Source organism: Sulfurimonas sp. (assembly GCF_028694605.1).
GTDB lineage: Bacteria > Campylobacterota > Campylobacteria > Campylobacterales > Sulfurimonadaceae > Sulfurimonas.
Map to the genome: position 1 here is coordinate 1 of NZ_JAQVKP010000018.1, position 20,059 is coordinate 20,059.

General features: G+C 36.3%; 22 protein-coding genes. 11 read left to right on the forward strand and 11 right to left on the reverse strand.

Going from position 1 to position 20,059, the window contains the following annotated elements; genetic code table 11:
- Positions 1–210 precede the first annotated feature (210 nt).
- The 5 genes from gmhA to ccoS are packed head-to-tail and all read left to right on the forward strand — an operon-like array spanning position 211 to position 4,406.
- The gene (gene gmhA / locus PHY84_RS10255; RefSeq protein WP_299859492.1) at positions 211–801 is read left to right on the forward strand and encodes a D-sedoheptulose 7-phosphate isomerase; all 591 of its coding nucleotides are present in this window, start codon (positions 211–213) and stop codon (positions 799–801) included.
- 6 nt (positions 802–807) lie between these two features.
- Positions 808–1,314 carry a D-glycero-beta-D-manno-heptose 1,7-bisphosphate 7-phosphatase gene (gmhB, locus tag PHY84_RS10260; protein ID WP_299859494.1) on the forward strand — a complete coding sequence of 169 codons (507 nt, stop codon included), beginning with the start codon at positions 808–810 and terminating at the stop codon, positions 1,312–1,314.
- Between the two features lie 3 nt (positions 1,315–1,317).
- Positions 1,318–1,803: an asparaginase domain-containing protein gene (locus PHY84_RS10265; protein ID WP_299859496.1), complete on the forward strand. Its 486-nt coding sequence runs from the start codon at positions 1,318–1,320 to the stop codon at positions 1,801–1,803.
- Positions 1,739–4,198, forward strand: coding sequence for a heavy metal translocating P-type ATPase (locus PHY84_RS10270; protein ID WP_299859498.1), 2,460 nt, complete (start codon positions 1,739–1,741; stop codon positions 4,196–4,198). The genes PHY84_RS10265 and PHY84_RS10270 overlap by 65 nt, the downstream gene beginning before the upstream one ends.
- Positions 4,191–4,406: a cbb3-type cytochrome oxidase assembly protein CcoS gene (ccoS, locus tag PHY84_RS10275; protein ID WP_299859500.1), complete on the forward strand. Its 216-nt coding sequence runs from the start codon at positions 4,191–4,193 to the stop codon at positions 4,404–4,406. Before PHY84_RS10270 ends, ccoS begins: the two co-directional genes overlap by 8 nt.
- 42 nt (positions 4,407–4,448) lie before the next feature.
- On the opposite strand, the gene PHY84_RS10280 is transcribed toward ccoS, so the two are convergent.
- Positions 4,449–4,736 (reverse strand): cytochrome C, encoded by a 288-nt coding sequence (locus tag PHY84_RS10280; RefSeq protein ID WP_299859501.1) that lies wholly within the window; start codon positions 4,734–4,736, stop codon positions 4,449–4,451.
- 112 nt (positions 4,737–4,848) lie between these two features.
- Between PHY84_RS10280 and rfaD the strand changes: the two genes are divergently transcribed.
- Together rfaD and rfaE1 are read left to right on the forward strand one after the other, a co-directional pair.
- Positions 4,849–5,859: an ADP-glyceromanno-heptose 6-epimerase gene (rfaD, locus tag PHY84_RS10285; protein ID WP_299859503.1), complete on the forward strand. Its 1,011-nt coding sequence runs from the start codon at positions 4,849–4,851 to the stop codon at positions 5,857–5,859.
- Positions 5,856–7,280 carry a D-glycero-beta-D-manno-heptose-7-phosphate kinase gene (gene rfaE1 / locus PHY84_RS10290; protein ID WP_299859505.1) on the forward strand — a complete coding sequence of 475 codons (1,425 nt, stop codon included), beginning with the start codon at positions 5,856–5,858 and terminating at the stop codon, positions 7,278–7,280. Before rfaD ends, rfaE1 begins: the two co-directional genes overlap by 4 nt.
- Here rfaE1 and waaF read toward each other — a convergent pair.
- Together waaF and PHY84_RS10300 are read right to left on the reverse strand one after the other, a co-directional pair.
- The gene (gene waaF / locus PHY84_RS10295) at positions 7,277–8,251 is read right to left on the reverse strand and encodes a lipopolysaccharide heptosyltransferase II (RefSeq protein ID WP_299859507.1); all 975 of its coding nucleotides are present in this window, start codon (positions 8,249–8,251) and stop codon (positions 7,277–7,279) included. The two genes, rfaE1 and waaF, sit on opposite strands and share 4 nt — an antisense overlap.
- A gap of 7 nt (positions 8,252–8,258) precedes the next feature.
- Positions 8,259–9,512 carry a glycosyl hydrolase gene (locus PHY84_RS10300; protein ID WP_299859509.1) on the reverse strand — a complete coding sequence of 418 codons (1,254 nt, stop codon included), beginning with the start codon at positions 9,510–9,512 and terminating at the stop codon, positions 8,259–8,261.
- Between the two features lie 60 nt (positions 9,513–9,572).
- Between PHY84_RS10300 and PHY84_RS10305 the strand changes: the two genes are divergently transcribed.
- Genes PHY84_RS10305 through PHY84_RS10315 form a run of 3 tightly spaced genes read left to right on the forward strand, consistent with a single transcriptional unit; the run spans position 9,573 to position 10,739 of the window.
- The gene (locus tag PHY84_RS10305) at positions 9,573–9,944 is read left to right on the forward strand and encodes a nucleotidyltransferase domain-containing protein (protein WP_299859511.1); all 372 of its coding nucleotides are present in this window, start codon (positions 9,573–9,575) and stop codon (positions 9,942–9,944) included.
- On the forward strand, positions 9,934–10,347 hold the full coding sequence (locus tag PHY84_RS10310; RefSeq protein WP_299859512.1) for a DUF86 domain-containing protein: 414 nt from the start codon (positions 9,934–9,936) through the stop codon (positions 10,345–10,347). The genes PHY84_RS10305 and PHY84_RS10310 overlap by 11 nt, the downstream gene beginning before the upstream one ends.
- A gap of 29 nt (positions 10,348–10,376) precedes the next feature.
- The gene (locus tag PHY84_RS10315; protein WP_299859513.1) at positions 10,377–10,739 is read left to right on the forward strand and encodes a diacylglycerol kinase; all 363 of its coding nucleotides are present in this window, start codon (positions 10,377–10,379) and stop codon (positions 10,737–10,739) included.
- Between the two features lie 104 nt (positions 10,740–10,843).
- Here the strand turns inward: PHY84_RS10315 and PHY84_RS10320 are convergent, their stop codons facing one another.
- Genes PHY84_RS10320 through PHY84_RS10355 form a run of 8 tightly spaced genes read right to left on the reverse strand, consistent with a single transcriptional unit; the run spans position 10,844 to position 18,226 of the window.
- Positions 10,844–11,590, reverse strand: coding sequence for a glycosyltransferase (locus PHY84_RS10320; RefSeq protein WP_299859514.1), 747 nt, complete (start codon positions 11,588–11,590; stop codon positions 10,844–10,846).
- A complete protein-coding gene (locus PHY84_RS10325) occupies positions 11,583–12,383 on the reverse strand; it encodes a glycosyltransferase family 2 protein (protein WP_299859515.1) in 801 nt (266 codons plus the stop codon). Before PHY84_RS10325 ends, PHY84_RS10320 begins: the two co-directional genes overlap by 8 nt.
- Positions 12,380–13,156 (reverse strand): glycosyltransferase family 2 protein, encoded by a 777-nt coding sequence (locus PHY84_RS10330; protein WP_299859516.1) that lies wholly within the window; start codon positions 13,154–13,156, stop codon positions 12,380–12,382. Before PHY84_RS10330 ends, PHY84_RS10325 begins: the two co-directional genes overlap by 4 nt.
- A complete protein-coding gene (locus tag PHY84_RS10335) occupies positions 13,116–13,850 on the reverse strand; it encodes a hypothetical protein (protein ID WP_299859519.1) in 735 nt (244 codons plus the stop codon). Before PHY84_RS10335 ends, PHY84_RS10330 begins: the two co-directional genes overlap by 41 nt.
- Entirely contained in the window at positions 13,840–15,078 is a 1,239-nt protein-coding gene (locus PHY84_RS10340) for an O-antigen ligase family protein (protein ID WP_299859520.1), read from the reverse strand. Before PHY84_RS10340 ends, PHY84_RS10335 begins: the two co-directional genes overlap by 11 nt.
- On the reverse strand, positions 15,069–16,154 hold the full coding sequence (locus tag PHY84_RS10345; RefSeq protein ID WP_299859521.1) for a glycosyltransferase family 4 protein: 1,086 nt from the start codon (positions 16,152–16,154) through the stop codon (positions 15,069–15,071). The genes PHY84_RS10340 and PHY84_RS10345 overlap by 10 nt, the downstream gene beginning before the upstream one ends.
- Before the next feature lie 2 nt (positions 16,155–16,156).
- The gene (gene waaC, locus PHY84_RS10350) at positions 16,157–17,143 is read right to left on the reverse strand and encodes a lipopolysaccharide heptosyltransferase I (RefSeq protein ID WP_299859523.1); all 987 of its coding nucleotides are present in this window, start codon (positions 17,141–17,143) and stop codon (positions 16,157–16,159) included.
- Positions 17,144–18,226 (reverse strand): glycosyltransferase family 4 protein, encoded by a 1,083-nt coding sequence (locus tag PHY84_RS10355; protein ID WP_299859525.1) that lies wholly within the window; start codon positions 18,224–18,226, stop codon positions 17,144–17,146.
- 122 nt (positions 18,227–18,348) lie between these two features.
- On the opposite strand from PHY84_RS10355, the gene PHY84_RS10360 reads away from it, so the two are divergent.
- A complete protein-coding gene (locus tag PHY84_RS10360; protein WP_299859527.1) occupies positions 18,349–20,058 on the forward strand; it encodes an ABC transporter ATP-binding protein in 1,710 nt (569 codons plus the stop codon).
- Position 20,059 lies beyond the last annotated feature (1 nt).

Genomic DNA, 20,059 nt, shown 5'->3' on the forward strand with positions numbered 1-20,059 from the left:
TCCATTCCGAACCCGGAAGCTAAGCCTCTCATCGCTGATAATACTGACCCTTACAGGGTTGGGAACGTAGGTCGCTGCCTAGTTGATCATTTTTCTTCTTTACTTATACAATCATTTAAATTCTTTTTTTAATCGTCATTTATATCCTGCTTTTGAAGCTTTAACAATTAATTCTATGCTATTATTTTACATACAATTTTAGGATGTTATATGAAGAATTACATTAAAGATCAGATAAAAAAATCTTATGAAACAAAACAATCAGTTTATAATGATGATGCATTATTGGAAAAAATAGTGCAAGTGGCACAGGCTTGTGTTGCCATTTATAAAAATAGCACAAATAAAACAATTTTAGCCGGAAACGGTGGCAGTGCGGCGGATGCGCAGCATATTGCGGCGGAGTTAGTTGGGAGATATGGTTTTGACAGACCGTCACTGCCATCTCTTGCACTAACTACAGATACTTCAAATTTAACTGCTATTGGTAATGATTATGGATATGATAAGGTTTTTTCTCGTCAATTGGAAGGAATGGGGCAGCGCGGGGATTTGTTTATCGGTATTTCAACATCGGGTAACTCTCAAAATATTGTTAATGCTTTTGAAGTTGCAAAGCAAAAAGGGATAACTACTGTTGCGCTTGTCGGGCGGGATGGTGGAATGATGGCAAAGATGGCTGATATGGCTATTGTTGTTCCCTCAGAATCTACTCCTAGGATTCAAGAAACACACATCCTTATCGGGCATATTATTTGTGACATTATAGAAAAAGAGATTTTTGCAGAGGGCGTGAACTAATTTTTTATGAATAAAGCTCTTTTTTTAGACCGTGACGGTGTAGTGAATATTGAGATAAACTATCTTTATAAAATTGAAGATTTTAAGTTTGTAGATGGAATTTTTGAGCTTTGCAAAAAGTACCAAAATCAAGGATATCTTATTTTTATCGTAACCAACCAATCGGGAATTGCAAGGGGTTATTATACTCAAGAGGCGTTTGATATTTTGTCATCATGGATGGTAGAAGAGTTTGCAAAACATGGCATAACGATACAAAAAGTTTATTTTTGTCCGCATCATCCCGAGATATCAGGAGCGTGCAGTTGTAGAAAACCAAATGCTGGGATGTTGTTTGATGCGCAAAAAGAGTTTAATGTTGACCTTGAAAACTCTATTTTAGTCGGCGATAAAGAGAGTGATATCGAAGCTTCCCTTGTTGCGGGGATAAAAAATAGTTATCTTTTTGATGAACATCATATATATGTCAAATCAAAAGCAACAAAAATAGTTTCTAAACTAGAGGAGATATAAAAAATGCTGATACTCAACAGCGGTGGTACTTTCAATAAAAAATACAATCCTTTAAATGGAGAGCTAGAAGTTCCCTATAGCAATGCTGCAATAGAAGAGATACTTAAGAGTTCTGATGCAAAGTTTGACCTAGCAGGAGTTATCTACAAGGATAGCTTAGAGATGACGCTAGATGATAGAAAAATGTTAGCACGCATCATTGCGGAATCGATGGATGACACATTTGTGATAGTTCATGGGACAGATACGATGCACCTGAGTGCCGAATTTTTGGCAGAGATATTTGAAAATAGAAAAATCGTTTTTGTCGGTGCTATGCGCCCTTTTGAGATAGACAGTGTGGAGGCGAGTTTCAATCTTGGAATGGCGATAGGGTTTGCAAAAGGTATTGGGGAGTACGGTGTCTATATTTGCATGAACGGACATGCAGTGCCATGGAACAAAATCCAAAAAAACAAAAAATTTGGAAGGTTTGAAGTTGTCCTCTAAGATACCTTGTTCACATTGTCATTTGGAGTTTGAGCCATCGGCTATGATAAAAGAGGGTGAGCATTACTTTTGCTGCAATGGCTGTCAAGGAGTTTTTCATCTGCTTCAAGAAGAGGGGCTGGAGGGCTTTTATGAAAAAAGCAAAAACACTCCCTTGTCTCCGCCTATGCAAACCATTAAAGATTCTTCAACTTTTGATTCTCAATCTTTTTATGACAAGTATGTCAAAGTTAATAGGGATGGTTTTTGCGAAGTTTCGCTTGTTATTGAAGGAATTCACTGCTCTGCATGCGTCTGGCTCAATGAAAAAGCTTTGCATAAGATGAATGGTGTTATAGAGGCAAATATCAACTTTACAAACAACAAAGCTACAATTGTGTGGGCGGACAATGTTGTAAAGCTCTCAAAAATTATAGATACCATTCGCTCTATCGGTTATGACGCATTTGCTTATGATGCTTTGGCTCAAGAGTCACATGCAAACAAAGAGAGAAAGTCATATTATCTTAAAATGGCAGTTGCAATATTTGCTTCCATGAATACTATGTGGATTGCAGTGGCTCAGTATGCAGGCTATTTTAGTGGGATAATGCAAGACGTAAAAACAATCCTCAATATAGCAGAAGGTGTGCTTGCAACACCTGTGCTCTTTTATAGCGGTTGGGTCTTTTTTAGAGGTGCATACTATGGGCTGAAGACAAAAGTAGTCAATATGGATCTTCTTGTGGCAACAGGGGCTACTTTGGCGTATGTTTATTCTCTCTATGTTGCTGTAAGTCAAAAAGGTGAAGCTTATTTTGACTCTGTAACAATGATAATTACCTTTGTTTTGATAGGAAAATTTTTAGAGGTGCTTAGTAAGAAAAAGGCTGCCGATACGCTCGATAAGATTACAAGCGCAATACCAAGTGAAGTGAAAATAGTCAAAGAAGATAAAATAATCATTATAAAGCTTGAAGATGTGCAGGTTGGAGATGTGGTTGTTATCTCAAGCGGTGATAGGGTTTTGCTCGATGGCGAGATTACTAAAGGGAGCGGTTCGTTTGATGAGTCAAGCTTGACCGGAGAGAGCGAGCCGATCTATAAAAATATCGGAATGAACGTTATTAGCGGTACTGTAAGCATTGATGCAGATGTGCAATTTAAAGTGCTTAAAGATTTTAGGCATTCAACGCTCTCAAATATTGTCAAACTTTTAGAGAGCGCTATCAACAAAAAACCAAAAATTCAGCGGATGGCAAATAGGCTCTCAGAACACTTCTCCCTGATAATCTTGACGCTTTCATTGTTGACATTTTTGGGGTGGTGGTGGGCGTCATATAGTTTTGAGACTTCTTTGATGGTGGCCATCTCTGTTATCATTATCGCTTGTCCGTGTGCGCTTGCTCTTGCGACACCGGTTGCAACTTTGGTAGGGCTAGGACTTGGTGCATCAAGGGGAATACTTTTTAAAGAGGCGGCAGGACTTGAGACGATGGCAAAAACCGACACGCTTGTTTTAGACAAGACAGGAACTATCACGGCAGGAAAGCCTGAAGTTATTAGAGAGCATATTTTTGATGCGTTTGACAAAGAGTTGCTCTACTCGTTTATTGCATCTTCAAATCACCCTATAGCCAAAGGGGTGGCACGATTTATAAAACAAGAGAATGAAAATTTTCATGAATACACTTTTGATGTTTTTACGCAAATTCCTTCACAGGGTATGATGGCAGAACTTGGAGAGATGAGGCTGCTTGGGGGAAATAAAAAGCTTTTAGATACAAATGGGGTTGCTATAGATTTTTCAAGCAATGCGACGCTCTTCTGTTTTGCCATTGACCAAAAAGTTGTTGCTGTTTATGAGCTGGAAGATAAAGTAAAAGATGGTGTTTTAGAACTTGTTGCTGCTATGAAAAAGATGCAAATTGATGTCGTTATGCTCACGGGTGACAATGAGAGTGCGGCAAAAAAAGTGGCTTCAAGCGTTGGCATAGGGAGGGTGTTGTATGAGCAGACGCCTCAAAGCAAAGCTGAATTTATCAACAAGCTTCACGATGAAGCAAAAAGTGTTGTAATGGTTGGCGATGGTGTAAATGACATACTTGCACTTGCATCGGCGGATATAGGTATTGCGATGGGTGGCGGTAGTGATATCGCTGTTGAAGTCGGAGATGTGGTGCTTTTAAACAACTCTGTTAGGTCACTTGAAGAGGCATTTAAGATAAGTAAGACAACACTTGCTCTTATCAAAGAGAATCTTTTTATCTCACTTGTCTATAATGCTTTGACGATTCCTTTGGCTATAGCCGGATATGTTATACCTCTTGTTGCGGCTATATCTATGTCGGCGAGTTCGCTTTTGGTGGTCGGCAATTCTATACGCATACGCCAAGGATTTAAAGAAAATGGATAGTTGGGTAATAGCCATGATGCTTGGAGCATCGCTTTTTTTGGGGGCAATTGCACTTTTTGCTTTTTTGTGGGCAGTAAAAAATGGACAGTTTGATGATGAAGAGAAGTTTTTAAATGCTGCAAAATTTGATGGCGAAGATGAACTCAATGATGCGTTAAAACAGGAATTAAAGAAAAAAAGCCTGAAGGAAAACTATAAACCGGAGTAGAAAGGAAGAAGAAAGCCACTCAAAAAGAGCGGCTTAGGTAAATTACTTACCGATAGTTTGAGCGAATGCGTCTAGTTCTGCATCAGAGTATTTTGCAACTTGACCAGCCATAAGACCTTTCATTGGTCCGCCGTAAGTTCCAGCTTTGTAACCTTTAAGTGCAGTAGCGATATCCGCTTTGCTCATTGCAGAAACATTTTTAGATTTTCCAAGAGCAGGTTTGCTCCAGTCAGCACCGTGACAACCAGTACATGCACCAGCGTTTACAGCATCAGCCATAACTAAAGTTGATGCAGTTAATGCAACGATTGATAATACGATTTTTTTCATTTTAAACCCTTTTTTTAAATTTCGGGCAAATTATAGTAACTTTACTCTTAAATAGATGTTAATGGTTTATTGGTTAGTATTTTGTTAAATTTAAAAAGATATAGGTGTGTAAATGAGATACATTGATGATGACTTAAAAGACAAAACAATCCTTATAACGGGGGGTGCTGGTTTCATTGGTTCAAACTTGGCGTTTTACTTTCAAGAGAATCATCCAGAAGCAAAAGTTATAGTTCTTGACAGCTTTAGAAGTGGCAAAACTCTCTCTAATGGGAACTTAAAAAGCTTTGGACATTTTAAAAATCTCATTGGTTTTCACGGAGAAGTCATAAGCGGCGATATCAATGACAAGGATGTGTTGCTTAACTTAGAATTAAATTATAAATTTGACTATATTTTTCATGAAGCTGCTATCTCTGACACTACTGCACTAGAGCAGGATTTGATGATAAGAACAAATGTTAATGCTTATAAAGATCTGTTAGCACTTGCCATTAATCATGGCGCAAATATGATTTATGCTTCATCTGCGGCAACTTATGGAAATGCACCGTCACCTCAAAAAGTAGGGCATGAAGCACCGCAAAATGTTTACGGTTTTTCAAAACTTTGTATGGACAATCTAAGCCGCCAATATATGCAAAAAGAAGAGATAAAAATAGTGGGGCTTAGATACTTCAATGTTTACGGTGCCAGAGAGTATTTTAAAAATACGACCGCATCTATGATTTTGCAGTTTGGTCACCAAATATTAAGCGGTAAAAATCCGAAACTTTTTGAAAACAGCGATAAAATTTTAAGAGATTTCATCTATATAGAAGATATTATTCAGGCAAATATAAAAGCTATGAATCCAAAAGAGAGCGGAATCTTTAATGTCGGAACCGGTAAGGCAAGAAGCTTTCAAGATATAGTGGATATTTTGCAGTATGAGCTTGGGACAAATTTGTCTTGCGAATATATCCCAAACCCATTTATCGGAAGCTACCAGTTTCATACAGAAGCGGATATCTCTACGACAAAAGAGATTTTAGGGTATGAGCCGCGTTTTGAAATGGAAGACGGTATAAAAGCTTATGTCGGCGAAATCAGAAGAATTTATGAACAAGAAGTGAAAAAATGAAGAATTTTAAAGGGTTGCATCCTAGTATTTTGGTTGTAGGTGATTTGATGATAGATCACTATCTGTGGGGGAGTTGTGAGAGAATATCTCCTGAGGCTCCCGTGCAGGTTGTGGACATCGCAAAAGAGACGACTGTTCTTGGAGGTGCCGGAAATGTGATAAACAATCTTGTCTCTCTTGGCGCCAAAGTCTCTGCAAGCAGTGTTATAGGTGATGACGATATCGGTGTTGAACTTGTCGGCATGTTGAAAAAAATCGGTGTTGATGTAGCAAATGTAAAAATTGAGCATGGTAGAAAAACATCAAAAAAAAGCCGGGTAATAGCTAGCTCGCAACAAATTTTACGATATGATAAAGAGAGTAAAGAGCAGATATCAAAAATTTTGGCAGATGATATCGTGAGTTCTTTGCAAGATATTATTTGCAACTATGATGCGGTAATACTTTCCGACTACGGCAAGGGCGTGTTAAGCTATGAGCTATGTCAGGGAATTATAAAACTTTGTTCAAAAAACAGAGTAAAAGTTTTGGTAGATCCAAAAGGAAGCGACTATAGCAAATACAAGGGTGCATATCTTCTTACACCAAATAAAAAAGAAGCAATGATTGCTACTAAAATAGAGATAAAAGATAAAATCTCACTTGAACTTGCTCTTTTAAAACTTAAAGGAGAGTGTGGGCTGGGTATCTCTATGATTACTCTCTCAGAAGACGGGATAGCGACTTATGAAGATGAAATGAAGATTTTTCCCACAGTTGCAAAAGAGGTTTTTGATGTAACGGGGGCGGGAGATACGGTTATAGCTTCCATAGCGTATGCACTAAGCGCAGGTGCAAATATAGACAAAGCGGCATCATTTGCAAATCTTGCAGCAGGTGTAGTTGTAGGCAAAATTGGCTCTGCAACGGTTACGCTTGATGAGATAGAGGAGTATGAAGCAGCTCTGCATAAAAGTACCTCTGATGCACATATAAAGAGTTTTGATGAGATAAAAGCAGTCGTGGAGCGATACCGCAAAAGTGGTAAAAAAGTTGTCTTTACAAACGGCTGTTTTGACATTTTGCATGTAGGGCATGTAAAATATCTTCAAGAGGCAAAGAGTTTTGGGGATGTCCTCATAGTCGGACTTAACTCCGATGCATCGGTAAAAAGGTTAAAAGGTGAATCAAGACCTATAAATATTGCAGAAGATAGAGCCTATCTTTTAGCGGCTCTTGAAGCGGTTGATTTTGTTGTGCCATTTGAGGATGATACGCCTTATGAGCTTATAAAAATAGTCTCTCCCGACATACTTGTCAAAGGCGGCGACTATAAAGGCAAAGATGTTGTGGGAACAGAGTTTGCGGGTGAGTTAAAGCTTGTTGATTTTGTGGATGGGAAGAGTACAACAAAAACTATACAGAGGATACAGGAGAGTTAAAGCACCATCTTCCCCACTGCCTCTATAACTTCTGATGCCTCTATGCTTTTCATACACTCGTGATGCCCAAGAGGGCACTCTCTCCTCATACATGGCGCGCACTCTATATCGTGTCTGATGATAGTGCTTTTTTCATTCATCCATTGTGAAGTTTCTGTGTGTTTTGTCGGTCCGAAAATGGAGACGGTAGGGACTCCGTAAGCCGCCGCCACATGCATCGGTCCGCTGTCGTTTGTCACAAACAAAGAGCATCCGCCGATATGTTCACATAGCTCTTTTATGGTTGTTTTTCCTGCTAAGTTTGTGTAGTTGCTCACATGGGATGCTTTGAGATTTGTCTCAATCTCTTTTGCCATATCAACCTCATTTGGGCCGCCAAAGATGATGATATCGTACATGTTGCTATACTCTTTTGCAACTGCTGCAAATCTCTCCGGATACCACCGTTTGGCACTTCCGTAAGTTGCACCTGCATTTATGCCCATCACGGGTTTGTCAAACTTTTTGGGTTCGATGTAGAGTTTTAGCGGTGGCGTAGTTTTGTCCCATGCGTCGGTGTTTATCATGGCAAGTTGGGCATACTGTTTAGCGAGGTGTTTGTCTGCTTTGATGGTTGGAGTATGGGAGAGCAAAAACATAGAGTGCCACGACTTTTTGGCGATGCAGAGTACGCTCTCCGTTAGTTTTAGAAGCAAGGATGAGTGAATCTGATTTCTAAAAGAGATTGCCATGTCAAAGCTGCCTAGTTTTTTTGCAAGCTCATAGGTTGCTTTGATTCTGTTTGGAGCTTTTTTTGTTTCATCGACTATCGCATTTTTACAGCGTGGATGGTATTTGAGAGCCTCTATGGTTACAAAGCTTCCCACAAAAGTAAACTCGGCTTTTGGATAGTATTTGGATAAAAGTTCTATTGCAGGGGTTGCCATAACTGCATCGCCTAGCCAGTTTGGTAAGATTATAAGTATTTTCATGTTATGCCTACTCTATAAATATATAAATCGGGTTTGCGCCAATCTCTAAAAATTCGTCTTCTATCTTTTTGCCGTTGCTTGAAAAAGACCTAAAAATATCTTCATTTTTTATGGTTTTTGGCTTTAGCGACCAGTGGATTTGGAGCAGTTCGTCATTTTGGAGCAAACACTGGAGTGTATGATGCCCTCTTTTGATATCAAGGCGTAAAAACTCCGCATTTTTAAGCGTAGCAACCATATACTTATAGACTTCATAAGCCTCTCTCTTGCGCAAACCGTCTCTGTTGTCAACCAGTCCATAACCTGCTGCAATAAGTTGATGCCACGAGAGAGAATCGACCTGTTGTGAGGCAAAAGCAAGCAGATGGTAGCGTAGCATATAGGCGGCATAAAGCTCCTCGCTCACACACTCATACTCACTTGTCGGAGCATAAGGAGCAGTACCGCTTATGGGCCAGTTGGTCTCGGTAATGTGAAGTTCATGTACACTTTTTGGGCTAAGCCACACCATGGTTGTGAGAAGTGCAATTTTGTCAAGCAGGGTAAAGCCCATCTGCATATTTTCGGGTGCGCCCCGTCTGTCAACATAGAGAAGTGAAGATACACCGTCATACCGGTAATCGCAAAGGTTAAAAAGTGTATGCGCCGTGAAGTGGTACTCAAAGTCTATAACGCCGCTGCCTATAAGTTTTATATGCGGAAATTTTGAGGTTTTGAGATTATAGGCGACTTTATAAAAGCTGCTGTATTCATCAACGCTGAAAAGCCCCCATTTTGCTCTGTTTATGGTTGAGCCGATTTCAAACATATCTACTACTTCACCTAGTGTGCTAAAGACGGTTTGTAAATCTCTTTGCAAAAGTGCCAAGTCTTGTACATGTTCTCTGTCTTGCAGGATTTTGAGCGTTATTTTTTTGCCATGAGAAAAAAGCAGAAACTCTTTTAAAAGCGGTAGTTTCTCCATCTCCCAAAGTTTAAAGCGCACTAAAACTCTCTCTGCTCCAAGCTCTTGCACCATCGCAAGTGTCGCTTGCGGTTCTCTCTCAAAATCAACGCCGATGCAAAAAAAGTCATTTGAACATATATGTTTTCTTTTAACAAACGGTGTAAGTATAAGCGAGATGGGAAGCACAACAAGAGAGACAAAAATAGTTTTTACAAGCGAGCCAAACTGCTTTTTTCGCATCTCTTGTTTGTAGTTTTTATCTTGTAGCGGATATGGTTGGTCGGAATAGTTATCCCAGATATATGGCTGTTTCATAAGGCGAATTATAACCTTTTTGAGATAAAATCGCCTTATAGTTTAAAACAAGGAGTTTTTATGGCACTTTGCACAGTAAAAGATATCTTGACACAAAAACTGCAAACACTTCCCAATATTGTATTTGCATATCTTTTTGGTTCTTATGCCGATGGTTCACAAAAAGCTTCTAGCGATGTCGATATCGCTCTTTTTTTGCATACAACAGATTTGGATTCGCAACTGCAAATAAACTATGAACTCTCAAAATTTCTCAAAAAAGATGTTGATATACTGCTACTCAACAATGCAAAAAATCTCTCCCTTTTGGAAGCGGTTTTAAAAAAAGGGGTAGTTTTAAAAGAGAGTGATAAAAGAGTAGATTTTGAGCTAAGAACCCAACACGATATACTCGACTATAAAGCGTTCAAAAGAAGCATAGATGCAGCATAGAATTGTAAAAAAGATAGAAAAGATAAACTACTATTTAACTCTATTGGACAGCTATAAAGATGATTGTAAAAAGAGATTTTTAAATGACCCGATGTATGAGGGTGCGCTTCTTCACTATCTCTATCTGGTAAGTGACGGCTCTATATCTTTGGCTGAAATGGTCATAAAATATAAAAATTTTGAATCCCCGCAAAGTTACTATGAAGCTATAGATATTTTGGGCGAGAATGGCATTTTGCCAAGAGAATTTGCATATGATTTTGCAAAAATTGCATCATTTAGAAATTTTTTAGCGCATGATTATGAAAAGATAGATTATCTGGTTATCTGCGAAGATGTTTTAGCAAAACTTGGTGAGATAAAAAGGTATCTCCATTATATCGAAGAAAAAATCGATTTGTAGTTTATTGAGAATTTAACAAGGAAAAATCATTGAGAAATCAGCCGAAATATAATTTTTTTAAAAATACGACTTATGCGCTCAAAGGATTGCAAGATTTGCTTAAAAATGAATCCTCTTTTAAGATAGAACTTCTGCTGTTTTTTCTTTTACTTCCAGCTCTTTTTTTTATAGAAACAACACTCTCTAACAAGCTTCTTATGTTTATCTCTCTTATGCTTATGCTTATAGCAGAGGCGGCAAATAGCGCAATTGAGAGGGTTGTTGACCTTGTAACGCTAGAACATCACGAGATGGCAGGCAGAGCAAAAGATGTAGGTAGTGCAGTTGTTTTTTTAAGTATTTCTCTTTTTGTAGTTGTCTGGGTAAGCATCCTGTTGAGTACATTTTTATAAAGGTAAATAGTGAATATTTTAGTGGTACGCACAGATAAACTCGGTGACTTTATAACGGCTCTTCCTGCTATATATGTGTTAAAATAGTATAGTTTAAAATGGGATTAAGTTTTTTTTGAAAATTTACCTAATGAAAATTTTTTATAGATTGAAGCCTTTATTTTTTTTATAATATTATCAAGTCTATAGATGATGGAACTTCTTTTTTTGTCTGCATTTAATACTCTTCGATGCCATCCGATGTGTTCAACATAAGGTTTTAGAAATATAGCAGATAAAAAACCACTGTTTTTGTAAAAGTCAGAAATTGTTCTTTCAAACATCTTATTTTCATGTTGTGCGAAATTTTTTATTAACTTATACTCAGATAAGCGTCTTAAACTAGGATTGAAAGATAGAATATCACTATAAACAAGTTTATATTTTTCATTTGAACTTGTGCTATATACTTCATCGGAAAACTCTATTGTGGTTAATTCATCTATATTTCTTAACCATACAGAAAGTATATTTTTGTCTTTTTCTAAAATATCAATAGATTTTTCAATAAAACCATAATCTAAAAAATTCCAGTCATCTTCGCAGTGAAAAATATATTTACTTGTAACAAGCGAATAGGCTTTGTCTATACTTTTTAGTTGCCCCAGCTTTTCTTTGTTTGAAATAATAGTAAAACTATATGATTTATAATTATTTATAATTTTTTCCAACTCTTTTTGTTTTAAAGAGTCTTCTATTATAATTATTTGGCTTAACTTATATGTGTTGAACTTAAAAAAGCTATCCAAAGTCTGTTTCAGCAAATCAAATCTATCGCAACTTGTAATAACCAATGAAACTGTTTTATCCATTTTTTTCCTCTAAGTGTTTATTTATACCATTTTCACACCATTGAAGCTTTTTTTCTATAGCGTTTTTAAGTATTGAATCGTTTGATGAGCTAGAACTTCCTTCATTATGATATAAATGATACTGAATTCCGGCAAATTTTAGATTTTTTCTTTTTATACCAATATTATAAAGCCTCTCTATGAACTCACTATCTTCTCTGCCCCATGAAGTGAAATTTTCATTAAATCCATTTACTTTTAAAAAATCATCTTTATAGAAAGAAAAATTACAGCTTTTTACCCCTTTATGATTTCTGCTGCTTTTGCTGCATATAAAAAATGATAAAAATTTGTTTTTTATTCCATTAAGGTTGTTTTTTATCTCTTTTGAAAATAGGGTTGGTGCTTTAAATTCTTTTTTTAGCAGTATCTCTTTTGTTAATCTTGGAGACAAAAGTACCCTAGACCCTTGTATATAAAACCCTTTGCTTTTGCATTTTAGATGATCTTGTATAAAATCTTTATCTAGAATCATATCCCCATCTATACAAATTATATATTCACAGTTACTTTTTGAAATTGCTAGATTTCTGCTTCTTGCAGCTCTAAAACCATTGTCCTCTTGCCATGAGTGTATTATTTTAATATCGCAACCATTAGAAATTTGTTCTATTAAATTTTTTGTATCATCTGTTGAGCCATCATCAGCTATTATTATTTCGTCTGGTTTTTTAGTTTGTCCCAAAATGCTCTTTAAAGATAATTCTAATGCCTGTGGCCAATTATAGGTTGTGATTATTAATGAAGTAGTCACTTGTTATTCTCCTCATAAAGTTTAAGATATTTAAAAAAAACTCCATTTGCTCCAGAAAAACTTATCAACAAGCCAACATAGCCATCAAGAAATCCTAGCTTGAAAAAATATACCCTAAAAAAATGAAATAATGATCTATAAAAAGCTTTAAATGGAGAGGATTTTTTTTTGCCTACATTGCTCAATGCAAATATAGTTGAGTATCTATCTGTTTTTACTATAAAATCACTTATGCAAGAATATGGGTAGTGTAAAACTGAGCCATTAATTTTAGCCCTACTAAATCCATTTTCTATAACTTTTTCATGTACTTTTTCATCACTAAATCTTGTTAAGGTTTTGTTATAAAGTCTAACAATGACATCATCCCCCCAACAATGTTTTACTTGTATATCTTTATAGTAATTTTCTCTTAAAATAGCATATATATTTTTATCATTTAACTCTATAGAAATTAAATTTTTTATAAACTCACTTGACAAAACCTCATCTGCGTCTAAAGAAAGTATCCACTCATTTTTTGCAAATGTCGCAGCTGCATTTTTTGTTGGGCCAAAACCAAAAAATTCGCCTTGAACAATATTTACATTTTTATATTTTTTTGCAATTTCAACAGTATCATCAATTGAGCCGTTATCGTAAATTACGATATCTTCAAACTCTTTTAATGATTCAAGAGTATTTGCAAGAGTATTTTCGGCGTTTTTGACAATAATAACACAAGAAATATTTTTAATCGACAACCGCTTCTCCTCTGAGTCTTTTTTTTGCATTTTTTCTATCTTTATGTGCTTGTGAGTATTTAAGTGCTATATCTATACATTTTTGTTCATTCTCACTACTTAGCTTTGCATACTCTTTGATTATTATTTTTAAATCATCATCTCTTGCCCAAAGTTTAGCAAAATTTTTAAGCCTCTCATCTAAAGACAACCCTCTAAACTCCATCCTGTTTATATCTACTATCTTAAATATATAACCCTCGTTTTCTTTTTTTATAAGGATATTTCCCGGCGAATAGTCAAGGTGCAATATAGAATTTTCGTGAAGTTTAAATGTAAATGCTGCAAATGCTTTAAACAAGGCATCTTTTTTTGAAAACTCTTTATCTAAAAGAGGCTCTCTTATAGTAAAATCATAATCAAACTTTTCGCTAATATAGTAGCTCTCATCTAGCAACCCAAACTTTTTAAACTCTACAAATCCTACGGGTTTTGGAACAAAATCTATAATTTTAACACTATTTTCGTAAGACTTTTTCGCTTTTGAATCTCTAAAAAATGTATAAACTACTTTATTTATTATATTTGGGATTTTAAAAGATTTTACTACAAGTTCTTTACCCTCAAAGTCTATAATTTTTATCTCATTTCGTGCTTTGTGTATAGATGTGTTTGAGTGTATAAAATGGTTTTGTATATTTTTTAAAAAACCTAAATATCTATTATTATCTACTTCAAATGCCATTTTTTAACCTATTATCTGAATCTGGATATTTTTTATAAAGGAAAGAGCTAAAAAGAACAAACATAAATGCAGTGTTTACTATAAATAAATAACTTTCACTAAGCATAATTAGTAAAAAAAGCAAAGGAAGAGCAACCCCTAAATGCTTTAAAAATATATCTTCTTGCGTAAGAGCATGTTTAAGCTGGAAAAAGAAGATGGCAAGCACTGCAAAAATCCCAATCAATCCTAGTTCAACTAAAACAAAAATGTAGGTATTGTGTGGGTTTACTGTGTCTGGTAAATTCGGAGATAGTTTTTGATTTACACCCTCATAATTTTTTTTGAAACCACCGCTCCCTACGCCAAATATAGGATTGTCTTTTATTACTTCCATTGAATTAAGTGCAAAAGTAATCCTCAAACCAAGCGATGTGCTTCTGTCCGTCTCGAGCTGAGCTATGTCCGAGAAAGCCGCATCCACCCTTTCTTTGAAGTTTGGAAGAGTGCTATAAAACGAGACTAAAATCAAAGGTGTTATAATAGAGAACATCGTTATGGTTTTAATAATTTGCTTATTATAGTATTGAAATAGAATAATGATTAGCACACCAAAAAACATGACTTGACCAGCTCTTCCACCTGATATAAAAAGATTGATAGTCATTGTAGTAAAGAATATGCCATAAATAATTTTCTCTTTTTTTGAGATATTACTATCAAACAAAATGTAATATAACAAAATATAGATAGCCATGGCTATAATTGGTGAATAGACAATATGTCCTAAAAAAGGATTTGGAGAATCATATGTTGCATGACCAAAATATGGGATTATTCCAAAAAATATAGCATAAGAAAAGAGTTCAGAAATACTTGCTCCTATAACAAAAGCATATAGATAATATTTAATATGCTCTTTTTTTGCAAATAGCATAAATAATGGAATCAGCAGTAGTCTTGATTCTTTCTTAATTGTGTATTTTAGACCATGCGTTAAATCATCACTCCAAAAAAGAGACATAATGTACAATGTAGTCAAAAAAAGGATTGCTAAAATTACTTTGTTGCTCTTAAGTGTGTTGAAGTTTTTTTTAAATTCACCTATGCGCAACCAAATTAATATAATAAAAGCAGACAATATGCTTGGCATGGGAGTAGATAGCGGTATAAAAAAAGCTATTGCTATCAATAAATGCGAGCTGATACTTTTTAGTTTTTCTCTTTCAAAAATATTATCTAATTGCATAAAGACTCTAATAGTTCTGTATATTTTTTTACTGTTGTATTATGTGACATTTTACCTTCTATAACATCTTTTGCATGGCTTTTTAATCTTTGTAGTGTTTGAGGTGAATTATATAGCTGTTTTATTTTCTCGGCAATTGCAAAAGCATCTTTTATAGGAACTATAAAACCGTTTACTCCGTCTTCTATTATCTCTAATGAACTCTCGTTCGCCGATGCTATAACAGGAGTACCACTGGCTAAAGACTCTAAAATAACTCTAGGTAACCCTTCTTTTCTAGTTGAAGCATGAACCAAAACATCACAAGCAGATATTATCTGAGGTACATCGCTTCTAAAACCTGTTATATGTATCTTCTCTTTCATACCGCTATTTTCTATTTCTGAAATATACGGCTCTTTATCTATTTTATCGCCTATTAGCAAAATATGTATATCTTTGAAGCCTGAGAGCTCATATGCTGCTTTTATAACATAAATAAGCCCTTTATGAGGTCTTACATTTGCGACAAACGCTATATTAAAATTATCTTTGTTTGTACCAAACTCCTCTAAATCGATCTTTTGCTGTTCATACCAGCTTACATCATGCCCTTTATATATTGTTACTATTTTTTTTGAGTTACTTAAAACTTGCTTTTTTACATGTCTCTCAACCGACTCAGATACACATATAACACCATCAACTCTTGGGTTTAATGCATTTAAATATGAACTTGGGTCATACCTATAAAGCCCCCCTGTTGTACCTCTATAAGTCACAAGTTTTACATCTGTTCCCATACAAGCAAATATTGCATTTGATATACTTCGTGAAGCAGTTGCATATACTATATCTATTTTTTTTTCTTTGATTATCTTTTTAGCTAATAAAATATTTTTGATATCTATTTTTTTATCGTGTTTTGCTTCTATAACATCTATATTATACTCTTTAAATCTTGCAGCATATGCACTCTCTTTTTGAGTCATAATCGTTATACTATGTCCCTCTTTTGCTAAAGAGACAAAAATCTCAAGCTCAGGTCGCACACTGTTAAAAGAGCCTCCAATTGATGTTAGTATCAGTATATTCATAATTATATTTCCTTATTTAACTCTTTTGCAATTTTGATAATCTCATCTGCTTTTATATCACAAATTGAAAAATCATTTTTATTTAGTTTATAGTGATTTACTACGCTTTTGGATTTTACAACCTTGTTTATAGGCGTGACATAGACACGATTTGTAGGGGTTGGTCCAAAGATGGTAATGGAGGGTACATTTAACCCCCAAGCCATGTGTGTCGGTCCTGTGTCGTTTCCTATAAGCAAGGCGCATTTTGAGATAACATATTTTAGCTCATCTAACGAACCACGAGGCAGTATGTGCAAATATTTTGATTGTTCTTGCATCCAGAGTGCCTTTTTGTGCTCTTCCTCGCTTCCCCAAACTATGTAAGTTTTAGTTTTAAGTGCCTCTGCAATCTCGACAAACTTCTCTTTTGGGTAGTTTCTGCTCTCCCATGTGGAGCCTATGACAAAAATATTGAAAATCTCCGGCAGATTTGGCACTTGTGAAGATGCAAACAAAAATTTCTCTTTTTTTAAAATCATATCACTTGATACTTTTATACCAAGCGGCTCGCAAAGGACTGTGACATTTCTGTCTATGGTGTTGGCATCGTAGGCGATAGAGACTTTTTTGTCATAAAAAAGAGAGGCGATACCTTCTCGAACGGACTCTTTGTCAAAACCCGCAACCACTTTTGCACCTATAATTCTAGCGACTATGGCAGATTTTAGCAGTCCTTGCGCATCTATGACGATATCGTAATTGTTTTTTGAGTAAGTTTTTAGGATTTTGTACTGCGTAAAAATCTCGCTTTTTTTCTTTTTTAGCGATTTGAGATTTATGGGCAAAATGTTATCAATGTCAGGATTATTTTTAAGCACATCCGCAAATGTACGCTCTACGATCCAGTCAATCCGTGCGTGCGGTAATGCTTTTTTGATAAATTGGAGAGCGACCATTGCGTGGATGATGTCGCCCATAGCCGAGAGTTTTACTATACATATTTTCACTTATAGGCTCTTTATCGTTTCATAGAGTTTTTGCATCTGAACATCGTACCCGAAATCTTTTTTAGCTCTTACGTATCCTGCTTCTGCAAGGGACTTTTTGGCATCCGGATTTTTATAGAGGTACGCTATCTTTTGCGCTAAATTTTCGGCTGTTCTATCAAAAAGTAGCCCATCTACACCATCTTGGATGATTTCTAGCGGTCCACCTCTGTCTGTGGCTAAGCTGCACACTCTGTTTATCATCGACTCTATAACGACCAGTCCAAAAGTTTCTTTCTGGCTTGCTAAAACGGTTACATCGCATAGGCTTATGTGTTCGTTCACATCTTTTGTAAAACCGCTAAAGAGAACTCTCTCTTCCAGCCCCAAATGCTTTACTCTCTTTTTAAGCTCTGAGAGATATGCTTCGCTCATAGTATGACCGACTATAAGTGCTTTGATGTTTGGCTCTTTGAGTTTTGCGAGAGCCTCTATAACGATATATTGCCCTTTATCTTCGCAAATTCTGCCGACTATACCAACTACAAATGTATCTTTTAGTTTATACTTTGCTCTTAAATCCTCGACTTTTTGCATATCAACCTGAGACTTTTTTGCACCAAGGTATATAGTTTTTATGGATGGTCTGACCTCTTGAGGAATAAACCTTTGCATCTGTTCTTCTATTTGTTTGGTTACTGCATGGAGCAGGTCGATATTTTTATAGAGCCATCGATGGTAGAAATCATCCTTGAATCTTGTCATGTTCATATGTCTGGAGTGAAGGATTTTTGGCTTTTTTTTGCTGAAGAGCTTTGCTAAAACAACAGTCATTATGTCTTTGCCCCAGTGAAAATGAACTACATCTATATCATACTTGTCTATAAATCTTGCGAGTTTTAGTGCCGGGATAAATGGAAAAAATTTACTGCGTTTTATGGCTGCTTTTTCTTTGTGCTCTATAAAATCATCCAGTTTTGTACCGGGTGCAACTACAATATGGCATTGTGCTATGTTCTTAAAGTACTCAAAACAGTTTACGGCAGAGAGTTCTAATCCACCAAGCCCATGAGCAAGGCAAATTTCAGCAATGTTTTTTTTCATTATATCCCATTGGCACAGTCGCGTTTTATGTAAGTTGAGATTTTACACAAAGAAAAATGAAAAAAAGATTATTTAGTACTTTTTAGATAAAATTCGCACAAGATAAAAGTTTTGGAACTGCTTTGAAAAAAATATTGAAACGTTATTTGCCATATATGAAAGAGTACAAATTTGAGTATTTTTTAGTGCTTGTCGGTATGATTTTTACGGTAGGCGCGACGACGGCGACGGCGCATATCATGAAGCCGCTTATGGATGAGATGTTTATCCAAAAAAAAGAGGAGATGCTCTACCTCATCCCGCTCGGGCTTGTGACTATCTACTTTTTTAAGTCGGTAGGCAGATATATGCAGTCAGTTTTTATGACATATATCGGGCAGCATATCGTTACACGATTTCGTGAGATGCTTTTGGAAAAAATCATCAATTTTGATATGTTATACCTCTATCAAAATCGCAGCGGAGAGCTTATCTCTCGTGTGACCAACGACATTGAGCGTATCCGCTATTTTGTCTCTAACATGCTTCCTGAATTGCTTCGGGAGAGTTTGACGAGTGTTGCACTTGTGGGGTATATTATCTACCTCAATCCCACGCTTGCTTTTTACTCACTTGTGCTTTTGCCTCTGGCAATTTTCCCTATTTTGCAAATTGGAAAAAAACTTAAAAAGTACTCGCGCCGTTCACAAGAGAAAAATGCGGATGTGGTGAGCCGCTTAACCGAGGTGTTTAACAACAGCGAAATCATCAAGGCAAATGCAACTGCGAAGTTCGAGATGGAGCGGTTTAGTACGCAAAATTGGCAATTTTTTAAGATAAATATGAAGTCCGTCTATGTCGGCGATATTGTCTCGCCGCTGATGGAGATAGTAGGAGCGGCAGGGCTTGCGGCGGTCATCTTTGTAGGTGGCAAAGAGGTTTATGGGGGGCGCATGAGTGTAGGAGAGTTTACTGCATTTATAACCGCTGTCGGGCTTGTTTTCCAGCCGATTCGCCGTATCGGCTCCATCTACTCTAAAATTCAAGATGCCTTTTCTGCAAGCGAGAGGGTTTTTGAGCTCCTTGATAGAGAAAATAAAATAGTTGATGGAAATAAGCCTTTGCGTGAAGATATAACGCATATAGAGTTTAGAAATGTAAAACTTGCTTATGATGAGGGTTATGCACTTAATGGCGTAAATGCAGAGATAAGGCAAGGCCAGAATATCGCTTTAGTAGGAGATAGCGGTGGCGGAAAGAGTACATTTATAAATATGCTTCTTCGTTTTTATGATTCAAATAGCGGCGAAATAGTTATAAATGGCACAAACATAAAAGAGTTTACGCAAGATTCTCTTAAGCATCATATCTCTTTGGTAACGCAAAGAATCTACATTTTTCAAGATACTTTGGCGGCAAATGTCGCATACGGGCAGGAGATTGATGAAGAGAGAGTTAAAGAAGCACTTATTTTGGCAGATGCATGGGCTTTTGCAGAGTTGCTAGAAGACGGGATTTATACAAAAATGGAGGAGTTTGGTTCAAACCTCTCAGGAGGACAGAGACAACGCATCGCTATCGCCAGAGCCATCTACAAACACGCCTCGCTTCTGCTTTTTGATGAAGCGACGTCCGCACTTGACAATGAGAGCGAAAAGCGTATCCAAGAAGCTCTGGATAGATATACACAAGACAAAATCACCATAACTATCGCCCACAGACTCAGTACGATAAAACATGCGGATATGATTTTGGTGATGCAAAAAGGCAAGATTATAGCAAGCGGGAAACATAGTGAACTTTTAGAGAGTTGTGAAGTCTATCAAAGATTGGCAGGGAAATTAAAAAACTAAA